Origin of the sequence: Bacillus weihaiensis (assembly GCF_001889165.1) — a bacterium.
In the GTDB taxonomy this organism is placed as follows: domain Bacteria; phylum Bacillota; class Bacilli; order Bacillales; family Bacillaceae; genus Metabacillus; species Metabacillus weihaiensis.
The window spans coordinates 3,745,726-3,758,452 of sequence record NZ_CP016020.1 but is presented as its reverse complement, the minus strand read 5'-3'; the positions used below and the strand labels follow the sequence as shown (position 1 = coordinate 3,758,452).

7 protein-coding genes are annotated in these 12,727 nt (G+C 40.0%); 6 read left to right on the top strand and 1 reads right to left on the bottom strand.

Annotation, left to right across the window (positions count from 1 at the left end; genetic code table 11):
* Nucleotides 1-119 precede the first annotated feature (119 nt).
* Both A9C19_RS18085 and A9C19_RS18080 read left to right on the top strand, forming a co-directional pair.
* On the top strand, nucleotides 120-1,895 hold the full coding sequence (locus tag A9C19_RS18085) for an extracellular catalytic domain type 1 short-chain-length polyhydroxyalkanoate depolymerase (RefSeq protein WP_338022833.1): 1,776 nt from the start codon (nucleotides 120-122) through the stop codon (nucleotides 1,893-1,895).
* Between the two features lie 187 nt (nucleotides 1,896-2,082).
* Nucleotides 2,083-2,697: a flavodoxin family protein gene (locus A9C19_RS18080; protein ID WP_072581226.1), complete on the top strand. Its 615-nt coding sequence runs from the start codon at nucleotides 2,083-2,085 to the stop codon at nucleotides 2,695-2,697.
* A gap of 168 nt (nucleotides 2,698-2,865) precedes the next feature.
* Here A9C19_RS18080 and A9C19_RS18075 read toward each other — a convergent pair whose 3' ends face one another.
* Entirely contained in the window at nucleotides 2,866-7,254 is a 4,389-nt protein-coding gene (locus A9C19_RS18075) for a bifunctional 2',3'-cyclic-nucleotide 2'-phosphodiesterase/3'-nucleotidase (protein ID WP_158515116.1), read from the bottom strand.
* Between the two features lie 817 nt (nucleotides 7,255-8,071).
* Between A9C19_RS18075 and A9C19_RS18070 the strand changes: the two genes are divergently transcribed.
* Genes A9C19_RS18070 through A9C19_RS18055 form a run of 4 tightly spaced genes read left to right on the top strand, consistent with a single transcriptional unit; the run spans nucleotide 8,072 to nucleotide 12,628 of the window.
* Nucleotides 8,072-9,553, top strand: a complete 1,482-nt coding sequence (locus tag A9C19_RS18070) for an FAD-binding domain-containing protein (protein ID WP_072581224.1) — start codon at nucleotides 8,072-8,074, stop codon at nucleotides 9,551-9,553.
* Nucleotides 9,554-9,576: 23 nt separating this feature from the next.
* Entirely contained in the window at nucleotides 9,577-10,233 is a 657-nt protein-coding gene (locus tag A9C19_RS18065) for a DUF429 domain-containing protein (RefSeq protein WP_072581223.1), read from the top strand.
* A 50-nt stretch (nucleotides 10,234-10,283) separates the two neighbouring features.
* Nucleotides 10,284-11,606: a cytochrome P450 gene (locus tag A9C19_RS18060; protein ID WP_072581222.1), complete on the top strand. Its 1,323-nt coding sequence runs from the start codon at nucleotides 10,284-10,286 to the stop codon at nucleotides 11,604-11,606.
* Between the two features lie 14 nt (nucleotides 11,607-11,620).
* Nucleotides 11,621-12,628 carry an NAD(P)/FAD-dependent oxidoreductase gene (locus tag A9C19_RS18055; protein ID WP_072581221.1) on the top strand — a complete coding sequence of 336 codons (1,008 nt, stop codon included), beginning with the start codon at nucleotides 11,621-11,623 and terminating at the stop codon, nucleotides 12,626-12,628.
* Nucleotides 12,629-12,727 lie beyond the last annotated feature (99 nt).

Genomic DNA, 12,727 nt, shown 5'->3' with positions numbered 1-12,727 from the left:
TTGTGAGAGAGTGTCTTTTTGTTTTAGAAAAAATACCTCAAACAGATTCCATTTGTAACTCCTATGTAACTCTCTGTGATTAAGCTTAAAAAAGATTCATTGAAAGGGGTTGGAGTTTTTTGCATATTGGAAAACAGCTTTGGGCAATGTGTTTGTCAGTCGTCTTGATTTTTTCATTGGTGGTCACGGTCATTCCTACTGAAACTCATGCTGAGGGACAATTCATCTCAGGGTCATATGGAGGGAAGGCGTATAAGCTTTATGTTCCCAATCAATATGACCAATCTAAGGAATATCCACTTTATGTGATGCTTCATGGCTGTACACAGGATGCAACTCAATTTGCAGCAGGTACAAAAATAAATCCGCTTGCAGATGAGAAGGGCTTTCTCGTTCTATACCCTGAACAAAGCTCTTCGGCCAATTCAAACAAATGCTGGAACTGGTTTGAAACGAGTCATCAATCGAGAGGAAGTGGGGAACCGAGTGTCATTGCCGGAATGGTGGCGAAGATTAAAACATCCCACTCGATCAATGATGATCAAGTGTTTGTTTCAGGGCTCTCTGCTGGAGCAGCTATGAGTGTTATTATGGGTGCGACGTATCCAGATGTATTTTCAGGAGTAGGAGTAGGGGCAGGACTTGAGTATAAGGCCGCAACGAGTATGATAAATGCTTTTACAGCGATGTCTAGTGGCGGACCAAATCCAGATCAACAGGGGAGAACGGCTTATCAACAAATGGGAAGTCGAGCGAAAGTCATGCCAGTTATTGTCTTCCATGGTACATCAGATTACACGGTTAACAGTGTGAATGGAGAACAGGTTGTCACTCAATGGTCGGTCACAAATGATTTAGCAGCTAATGGCAAAGAGGATGGTTGGATAGATGATGTCCCGGAAACGACGAAGAATCTACAAGTTTCATCAGGAAAAAGCTATACAGTTAGCGATTATCAAGGACGCGACGGAAAGGTTTGGATGAAAAAAGTACTCGTACAAGGGATGGGGCATGCGTGGTCAGGGGGAAGTACACAAGGCAGCTATACCGATCCACAAGGACCTGATGCAAGTCTTATGATGTGGGAATTCTTCAATTCCTTTAGTAGTCCAAGCGAAGAGGACACACTAGCACCAACTACAACAGCAACTCCAAAGGGAGGAAGCTATACAGATTCCGTTTCAGTGGAACTTTTAGTAGATGAGGCCGCAACAACGTATTATACAACGGACGGCTCTTTACCAACGACTAGTTCTACCATTTATACAGCTCCACTGACCATTGCAGAAACGACAACTTTATCCTTTTTTAGTGTGGATGCTAACGGGAATTCCGAGCAAGTGAAGAGAGAAGAATATATGATTGACGAAAATGGAGACCCATCTGACCCACCAACAGATTCTACTCTCTTCTCATCTGTTTCGACTGAAGATGGATTTGTTGGTTTGTATCCAGCAGATGGAAAAGGAGCCGGAGACATTAAGGTTGGAGATAAAGGAATGTATAATACGGACACGTATAGAGGGATCTTATCATTTGATACAAGTGTATTAAGTAACCAAACCATTCATTCTGTCACATTAAAGCTTTATAAAAAAACGGTATCAGGCTCCGTGTCCTCTGTACAGATAGAGATGAAAAAAGGCTTCTACGGAACCAACTCTTCAATCGAGCAAACAGATTACTCTAGCTTATCAACTCAAACCAACATCGGACAATTCACTATACCACAAGGAGAGTTAATTGAAATCCCACTTCCAACTAGTGCGATTAATAAAAGTGGCAAAACCCAGTTTCGCTTAAAAGCCTTGACTACAGCGGGCTTCACAGCTAATACGATTGAATTCTACGGAGGAGAGCATGCTGAATTTGCTCCCGCGTTAATTGTGAACTAACGAGAGAGGCACTTTCATCTGAAAGTGCCTTATTACTTTGACAAGACAGGGGAACTCAGGAATTGATGCCTATCTTGCAAAAAAACACGTTTTAATTGTCGTTTTTTGAGGAATACAACGTCTATACCCATCATTCCTAATTTAGGACAACGATCAACTTGTTTTTAAAATAGAGAGGAGAACAATCATGAAAGCAATTTATTTAAATACGTCGTTAAAAAGCAGTACGGAAGAATCTAATACGAGTGCTTTAATAAAAGAATCAAGAGAGTGGCTTAAAATGGAAGGTGTTCAGTCGGAGGAGCTTCGTGTGGCTGACTACAAGATTGCCTTTGGGATGGATACTGATATGGGTGATGGAGATGAATGGCCGAAGCTGTTAGAAAAGGTGAAGGAAGCAGATATTATTGTGATTGGTACACCACTTTGGATCGGAGAAAAAAGTAGTGTTGCTACGTTAGTGATGGAACGATTATATGCATCTAGTAGTGAAACGAATGAAAAAGGACAACCTATTTTTTATAATAAAGTAGGGGGAGCAATCGTGACAGGAAATGAAGACGGTGCGAAGGATGCAGCTAAATCGATCTTATATGGTTTACAGCATATTGGCTTTACGATTCCACCGAATGTTGATGCATATTGGGTAGGAGAAGCAGGTCCTGGACCATCTTATATTGAAGCGGGTAAAGATAATGAATTTACGAAGAAAAATACAAAAACAATGTCCTACAATGTGGTTCATTTTAGTCGATTGTTAACAAAGCATCCAATTCCAGTTCAAGGGAATACGGAAGAATAGGATGAGAAACAAAGAAAAAGGCTGAGACAAAACAAAGAGCCAGGCACCCTCCGATAGCATCTATTGTGTACACCAGACAAATCAGTGTACATATAGGTGTTAACATAAGGTGCCAGGCACTTCTGTCTCAGCCTCTTTTTTATACTTGGCTATTTTTAAAAGAGTCTTTTACTGAAGCTTTCTTTTACGTTGAATGAAGAAAAAGATTCCTCCAGCTGCAAGAGCAATTAGTCCAAGTAATAAGAAGTTAAAGCTGTTTGTTGCTGTGTTTGGTAATGATTTACCATTAGTTGATGACTGGTCTTTAGATGAATCATCAGATGACACTTGTTCGTAGTCAATATTTCCTTTTTCAGTTGTATCAGTTCCGGATTCTGTGTTATCAGAATCTGAACCAGTACCTTCGTCAGACCCAGAATCAGTGTCAGACCCAGTACCTGAATCATCGTTACCTGTTTCTTTGTCATCGTCATCAGGATTTGTAGGATCTGGTGTGCTTGTCATTTCCATCACTGTAAATACGCTGAAATGATTAACATATCCGTTTACTTTACCTGCCTCTGAGTTATACGAGCTTTCTTGTAGCTCCCACTCGTTTGTCTCTTCATTTAAATAATAAACCGCAGGATCGACTGTATTTGTCGGATCAACAGTGAAGCTTAGTGTAACAGCTTCTTCAAAAGTAGTAATGGACGTACCATTTTGCTCAATTGTGAAGTCATACATATTTGTTAATGTATCTTCATCAGAACCTAAGTTTTCGATTGTGAAAGTTGTTGCATAAACTTCTAGATTTGAAGCAGGGATAGTAACAGCAACGTCATTTCGTATGAATTCGATGGATGCATGTTGTTCGATAAGATAAGCTATTTGATCCGCATCTAAAGAAATCTCAACTGTTTTCGCATCCTCTGTTCCATCTAGATTGATTGGGAACGTACCATGATAAGGAGCTTTTTTTACATCATCTAGTGTAACAGTTACGCTCGCTTTGTCACCATCCACGTTGACAGTTGGGGTAACTGGGTTGATTACTTCCGTAATACGTCCTTCTACTCCAGCAGTTACTGTACCAACTTTATCTAAGTGTGTAGTGAAGACTTCATAGTCAACAATGAATAATTCTTGCATGAAACCTTTATCTTTTGCGGCTTTCATGACGGAGTAACCATCGCCACCATCTGCCATAAAAGCATTAGTCGCTACTTTATAAGTGTGGTCTAAATCAATTGGCTCTAGTCCAGATTCAGTTTCCACGAGAACATCAACAATGCGTTCACCAGGAGGTAAACTTCTGTTAAATGTGAAGTGTAGTCCAGACACTTGTGGGAAACGTCCTCCACCTAGCTCGACCTGACTTACTCCATTTTCTAGTGCCTGAATAATTTCTTCTCCTGTTAAATCAATTGTTACTAATGTGTTACCGAAAGGCATTGTTGTTAATACTTCACCTAACGAGATTTCTCCTTCATCAATGGATGCACGAATACCTCCACCGTTCTGAATAGCAATTGACGTTTCCTCGTAAGCACTTTTTGCAACAGACAGCATGCCATCGGTAATGAGGTTACCTAAATTCGTCTCTCTAGAACGGACATGATCGCGCTCACCATCAAGCAATACAGCTGAGTTCCCAACTTTTTGCTGCTTTAGGTCTTCAATCGGCTGGGAGAATGTTTCTAATAAGGCAGCTGCTTCACTGTTCTCTTCAATAACATAGGTACCAGAGCTATCTTGTTCATTTATATTAATTAATTGATCATTCCAAGCCTCAATAACACCTTCTTGATTAAATGTTAAGTCTAGTCGACCTATGTAGTTCCCGTATTCTTGGGCTTGTACAACTAATGTTGGTTCCGTGTCTTTATTAAAGACATCTGCTTTCTCAAGAAGGGTATGAGAATGACCACCTACGATGACGTCAATCCCATCAACTGATTCAGCAAGAATTTTATCAAATGTGTATCCTAAGTGAGTAAGCGCAACAACCTTGTTAATGCCTGCTTCTTCAAGCAGTTCTACTGCATTTTCTGCACTTTCAATATAGTTTTTAAAATGGATAGTTGGTCCTGGATTAGCTAACACCGCTGTTTCCTCCGTTGTTAAACCAAACACTCCAATTTGTTCACCGTCTCGTTCGATGATTGTTGCAGGATAAATTTTCCCACCTTCACCAGGATCTCCGATTGAATCAACATAAAGATCACGTATCGTAGCTTCCTTACTATAGTCGATATTTGAGCTAACGATTGGGAAGGTAGCTTCTTTAATAAAAGTAGCAAGTGTTTCTGGGCCTTTATCAAATTCATGGTTACCAGGTACCATCGCGTCATAGCCAACCATATTCATAAATTGAATATCAGCAAGGCCACTGTATTTATTAAAATAAAGTGTTCCTGAGAAAACATCTCCAGCATCAAGTAAGAAGGAGTTGTCAACATCTGAACGAATATCGTTAATGGCTGTTATCCGACGAGCGACATTTTCTAAATGAGCGTGAGTGTCGTTTGTGTGAATCAGTGTGACGTCGAAGTCTTGTAGGGAATCTTCAGATCCACTTAAATCAATTGAATATTTAGCAAAACCATTATCTACATTCTCTACAAACTGTATGTTTCCAGTTGATGCTACATATTTTTGAGCATTAGGAGAAGAGGTAAAGACGATATTCGCATCTCCATTGATTGGTGCAAACGACCAATTTTGATCTGCTGTTGGATTAATACTTTCATTATCACGAATATAGTTGACGAGTACTTGGCGGTTTTCGTCAGGTGATTCAATAATGATATGATCTCCACCAGGATTAGCTATTGGTGTAAATGTTGCACGGTAGTTATTTGTTGCGATGATAAATTGTTGATCTAGATCAATTGGTTTCCCATTAAATTCTAGATTCACAATTCTTTCTGAATCATTTATCTTTTTATCGCCTTTATCGTTATAGCGTGCAGGCTTGGTTACATCAATTTCATATGTTACACCATCAATAATATCAAAGTTGTAGCCGGGAAATTCTGTGTGTGGTTTTACTAATAGTTGTTCTTCTGTACTATTCGGATCAATTTGATTAAATTGGCCTGCTGACCACTCTAACCATTCCTTCACTTCGGCACCTGTTAGCTTCAATGCCATTACAGTATTCGGATATTTGTAAAGAGATGTTGTGTCTTTAATTGCAATATCTCCAGCAGGTATTTCTGTAAAGTCAGTTGCACCGTCTCGACCAGATTTAAATGGTGCAGCAGCTGATAATACAGGCAAACCTTCATATTCAGTACCCTGTATTGTTTTTTCGATATATGCCTTTTGGGCATCAGATACGATTTGGATAGATGGATCATCTTTTACTTGTGAAAAGTAGCTATAGATATCTGAAGAGGTTTTGCCCACAGCTCCATTCACATACTCAATGGTATGATCATGATCATCTTTTACAGCATCAAGTACTTCTTGATCAGCATCAACTAATGGTTGTTTCTTCACACTATCGAAAATGGCTCGATTAGTGGATTGAGAATCAACTACTTTCCATTGATTATTGCTGTCTTTTTCAAGAGTTAAGTCAATGATTCCTAGGTGATTTCCCCAGTAACCAGGCTGTACAGCAGCAACCCCATTAATAGTCCCTTTTTCATTATCTACATTTTCAATATTATTATAATTACTACCAGGGAAAGTGGTATGTGTATGACCAAAAAGAATGGCATCGATACCATCAACTTCACTTAGCTGATACGTTTGGTTTTCTTCTAATTCTTTGTATTCAACAGGTCCTATCCCTGAGTGAGGAATAGCGACAATAATGTCAGCGCCCTCGGCTTTCATTTTAGGAACGAATTTTTCAGCTGTCTTCTTAATATCATGTGTGACAACCTTGTTTGTTAAATGTGCTTTATCCCATTGAGTTATTTGTGGGGGAACAAATCCGATAACACCTACTTTAATTGTATGTTCCGTTCCGTTTTCATCCTTTACTACTTTTTCAAGTATTTTATAAGGATCAAAGTAGTTCACATCATTAGAAGGATCGTTATCTCCATCATACTTATAGATGTTTGCATTTACGTAGTCGAATTCAGCTGATGCGACACTTTTCTCAAGAAAGTCTAAACCATAGTTAAATTCATGGTTACCGTAGTTTCCTAGGTCATAGTCTAAAAGATTCATCGCATCATAGATTGGGTGGGTATCATTAGCGGCCCATTCCTTAACTTTTGCCACATAATCTCCAAGAGGAGTACCTTGAAGTAAATCACCATTATCAAATAATAAACTGTTGTCCACTTCTTTTCGTGCTTGTTTAATTAATGTCGCGGTTTTTGCAAAACCAACTGAATGATCTTCCTTAAGAGAGTAGTAGTCATAATTGACGATATTTGCATGAATATCTGTTGTCTCCATGATGCGAAGTGTTACCGGTGCAGCAGAAACTGATTCAGCAGCTGCTGGTGTTGCGTGAAAAAGAGAGGGAGTGACAATGCTTAAACTTAACGATAATGCTAACGTACTGTTTAGTAGCCGACGTTTCATATTCCTTCTAATCTTTCTTTTCACTTTAGTACCGCCTTTCGACATTTAATTTCGTATACCATTCTATGTTACTGCAAAATACTAGATTAGTATGTAAAAAAATATTAAATTTTGGTAAATAATATGAATGATAGAGTAATTTCTTAAATTAAATACTTAGAGCCTCAAGGCTTTCAAGACGAAAAAAGAGTACCTCCCCAATATGTCGAAATAAGTATGCACAACACAAACTTTTGGAAGTGGGCGAGGATTCACTATGACTTTTACACGACAAGGAAGTCTGTTTCATCTATAGGAAGATATGATTTAGAAGCTACCCAACGATTTAAAGGTATTGATATCGATCCATCCTGTAGGGAAGAAAAAATCCCGATTGCCTAGAACTTGTTCAGCACAAACTTGCTACTATGATTTCCTCCTTGGTTAGTAGAATGATTGAACGGAATCTATTTAATAAAAAGCTAGGAAAGCGATTAAAGAACGATATCGTATTCCGCCTGGATTGCAGTTTTTTGGTAGATCGGGAAGTGTGAGACTCCTAAGGGAGGAGTGGGACAGGTGGAGACCCCACAGGCGATTACGCCCAGGGAGGTTCACCGACCACCCCGCGTAAAGCGAGCAACTGGAGCGGATTTCAACCAGACCTTACACTTGTTAAATAGACAAAATTTAAAAGTAATTAGATTCTGTAGGACTATGTTTCCTTAAGATAGGACCATTATTAGGTAATTTGGTAGATTCAAGAAGGTTTAAATTACACATTACAAGGTATGTCTATTACAATAGTAAAAAAAGCCGTTTGAAAAATCAATCAAGGAAAAGCGTATGCTGGAGTGATTCAATGATCAATGTTGTGTGGTTTAAGCGTGATTTACGAATTCATGACCATCGCCCATTAGTTGAGGCGAGTAAATATGGAGAAGTCCTGCCAATCTATATTGTGGAGCCTTCAATCTGGAAGGGGAAGGATGTATCAATACGTCATTTTCAATTTGTTTTAGAGAGCTTAGAAGAGCTGTCAGAGAATCTTAGTCAAATAGGTGGAAAGCTTTTCGTAGCGATTGCTGAAATGGAAGAAGTACTAGAAGCGATTTTTGATAAGCTTGGTCCTTTTCGATTGTTTGCACATGAGGAAAATGGAACACCATTAACGTATGAAAGAGATCGACGTGTTCGTCAATGGATGAACGAACGCGACTTACCTTTTCGTGAATTCCAAGAGTATGGGGTTGTGAGGGGACTTCAAACAAGAAACTCCTTTCAAAAGCAGTGGAATTCGTTTATGAATGAGAGTGTCGTTGAGACTCCAAAGAGAATCTTAGCAGTGGATAAGGTCCCGCCAATTTTAACAGAGGAGATTTATAAGCTGTCAGGGTTTCACGTAAAGGGAGAGACCATTCGCTTTGGGCAACAGGGAGGAGAATCGAACGCGGTCGAAACCTTAACGACTTTCTTGGAGGAACGCTATAAAAGCTATACTCTTCATATTTCTAAACCACTTCAATCAACAGCGTCCTGTAGTCGGTTATCTCCCTATCTTGCTTTTGGGAATATTTCTATTCGGTATGTTGTTCAAAGAACAAGAGATGAAATCAATCGGTGTGAGAATGCATTTTATCGCCAGCAGCTTGAGGCCTTTATGTCTAGACTCCATTGGCATTGTCATTTTATTCAAAGACTTGAGGATGAGCCAGAAATTCAGATGAAGGCGATAAATGAAGCCTTTGATACCATTCGGACGGATTGGGATGAAGAAGCATTCTTGCGATGGTATAACGGGAAAACAGGAATCCCATTAGTAGATGCGTCGATGAGATGCTTGCACAAAACAGGGTGGATTAATTTTCTCTCAAGAGCCATGCTTGTTTCGTTTGTTTGCCATACTCTTATGCTCGATTGGCGCAGACCTTCCTTTGCATTAGCCCAGTTATTTTTGGATTATGAGCCTGGCATTCATTATAGCCACATGCAAAGGCAAGCTGGAACAACAGGATTCCATACGATACGAATCTATAATCCTATTAAAATGGGGAAAGAACATGATCCTGAAGGAACGTTTATCCGACGGTATGTTCCAGAACTTTCGAATGTACCAGCAAAATATATTCATGAGCCTTGGTTGTATCCAGGATTTCATAAACTAGATTATGAAGCCCCAATTGTAGATGTTATAAAAGCGAATAAACGTGCTCGAGAGATTTTGTATTCGGTGAAGCAATCAAAAGAGCAATCACAGGACCAGCTGAAAAAGCATGGAAGTCGACTTCGTCCAGAGAAGAAAAAAGAGAAGAGTGATTTTGAACAGCTTTCATTTGATCTCTAACGGTTTTGAAAGGGTGAAGTAAAATGAAAATCATCGGGATTGATTTAGCAGGTCCGGCAAATCATAAAGATACCGTCATGACTATTTTTGAAAAACACCAAGATCAACTAGTGTTTGAAAGCTATTGTGAAAATGCTTCAGATTCTGTAATTCTTTCAACGATAAGGGAGCTTGCTTCCACTCACCGTGTGATTGTAGGGATGGATGCTCCTCTTTCCTATCAGGATGGTGGAGGAGATAGGCCGCAGGACAAAGAAATGCGAAATCTGATTAAAAGCTATGGGATGTTAGGTAGCTCGATTATGCCACCAACGTTAACAAGAATGGTCTATCTTACATTGCGTGGAATTGCGCTAACTCGAAGTCTTCGTATTTCAGAGGATTTTCCGATTGAGATTGTGGAGGTTCATCCAGGTGCAGCAATTGGAACAAGAATTGATCCAGCTTATCTTAAGGATGTGCTAATGTATAAACGCGAACGAACTTCAAGAGAAGTGATGTTTCATGCCCTCGTTGAAATGGGACTGGTTCATCTACCAATGGAGCTTGTTGAAAGCTCACATAGAATTGATTCGTGTGCAGCCGCACTGGCAGCGTGGCATTGGGTGGATGAAAATAAACAACCGGTGTGGTGCTGGAACAAAACGTGTGATAGACATCCATATGAATGTTGTTGTTAAATGATTTTTCTAGTATGAAAAAAACCTAAACAAAGCATGGAGGAATGTTGATGAGTAGAGTGAAAGAGGTGTCCACTTCCCGATTACAGAATTATCTCGATTTCAGGCAGGATCCAATTGCATTTTTTCTGCGCATGCTTCATGAAGGGGACATTGTTTCTTTAAGAACTGGATTTCAACCAACATATGTGGTGAATTCACCTGATTTTGTCAGAGAAATACTCGTAACGAAGGATGCCTTCTTTAAAAAAGGACGGACAGATAAAGTCTTAAGACGAACAATTACGAATGGATTATTAACAGCGAGAAAAGAAGATCATAAACACCAAAGAAGCTACTATCAGCCTATCTTTTATAAAGAGCGCTTACAGCATTATGCAAGGACCATTGTTGAGGAAACGAATAGGCTAAAGGAGTCGCTTGAAAAAAGCGCAAGCTGTGTGATTGATGACGAAATGATGCAGCTCACTCTCCAAATTATCGCCAAGGTTATGTTTGCTACAGATGTAGAAGAGCGGAAAAAGCAGTTAGCTGATGCTGTAAGTGACACAATTGAGCAAACCGCGCAAACTCTATATACGCCAGTGATCCTCCCAATGGCCATTCCTACTAAAGGAAACAACATTCACAAACAGGCGATTGATACGTTAGAGGATATGATTTATGGGGTGATAAAGGAGGCTAAAGAAAATCCTGAGCCATATAAAATGACAATGGTCGGGCTGCTGCTAGATACTGTCTCTTCTGGCGGAAAACCAATAACGGATGAAGAAATTCGAGATCAAATGATGACTATGCTTCTAGCTGGGCATGAAACGTCCGCTAATTTAGTAACGTGGATTTTCTACGCTCTTTCCAAAAATCCAGAGGTGGAGAAAAGGTTCCATGAAGAAATCGATAATATTGATCTTGAAGCTTCACCCTTTGACCTTTACAGCAAGCTTTCCTACACACAACAGATCATTAAAGAAGGGTTACGTATGTATCCACCTGCCTGGCTTATATACAGAGAATCAGAGGGTGAGGTTGAGCTTTTAGGCGAAACCTTTAAAAAAGGGAGTACCTTTATGATCTGTACATATGCGATGCATAGGAATGAAGCGTATTTTTCTCAACCAGAGGTCTTCAACCCAGACCGCTTCGCAGAAGAAAGCGGGGAGGAGCATCCGAATTTTGCTTATGTACCATTTGGAGGAGGGTCTAGAAGCTGTATTGGCTCTAGGTTTGCCATGATGGAAACGACGCTTATTTTAGCCATGCTTGGGAAGACCTTTACGTTCTCCCTAGAAGATACCCCTTCTGTCCTACCTGATCCCCTCGTTTCACTAAGAGTAAAGGATGGACTAAAGATGAACGTGCAAAAAAGAAAATAGGTGGTGAAAAAAGCATGAAAAACCCTGTAATTGTTATTGGTGCTGGCATGGCCGGTGTGATGGCTGCTAGAAGATTACAAGAGAATGGTATGGATGTTTTGTTAGTTGATAAGGGAAAAAGTGTTGGGGGAAGAATGGCAACAAGGAGAATGGCTTCAGGAAAAGTGGACCATGGTGCGCAATTTTTCACCGTGCGGACAGCGCTTTTTAGCCAATATGTTGAGAACTGGCAGAAAGAAGGGCTTGTTCGTCATTGGTTTGGTGATCCTTACTCGAGATACAAGAGCCATCAAGGAATGAATGCCTTAGTGAAATACCTGGCTTCAGCTATACCGACTAGATTGAATGCAAAGGTTCTACAGGTTGAGGTGCAAAAGGGGAAGGTAAGAGTCAAACTAGAGGAAAAGGATGAGATGTTAGAAGCAAGTGGGATTATTATTACTGCACCTGCTCCTCAAGCATTAGAAATTTTAGCTTCTCTTCCATTAAGTAAAGAAGTGAAGTCTGAACTGAATCAGATTCATTTTCATCCTTGTTTTGTTCTCATGGTCACTTTGAAAGGTCCGTCAAACCTTCCGATGTCTGGATATGTAGCGGAAAATGTACCAGTCGGAATTGACCGAGTTGTGGACCATTTTAGAAAAGGAGTTTCACCTTTACACACAATTAGTATGTATTCAACGGGAGAATGGGCAAAGGAAGTGGAGAATGATTGTCTGAAAGAGATAAAAGAGAGCTTACTAGAAAAGCTAAGAGCCATTCTTTCAATTGAGGCTGAAGATGTGGTAGATGCACAGGTGAAGAAGTGGAAATATGCAGAAGCAGTTTCTCCTCTAAAAAGGCCATTTTTAGATTGTGAACAAGAGCTTCCGGTGCTCGTAGCAGGTGATGCTTTTCTGAGTGAACAGGATCCCTCTCATAGAACGCGGATTGAGAGCGCGTTTTTATCCGGTGTTGCCGCTGGAGAAGAGATGGCAAAAAGGCTGCAAGAGAAAAAGGGAGGGAGCCGCTTTATGGAATAGGGCTCTTTTTTACTTGATTGGGAAACGAAAAGAGGCACCCATCATGGATGAGCAATTGGACATGCAGCTGTAGTCGTCTCTCCTTTTGCATGAGAAATT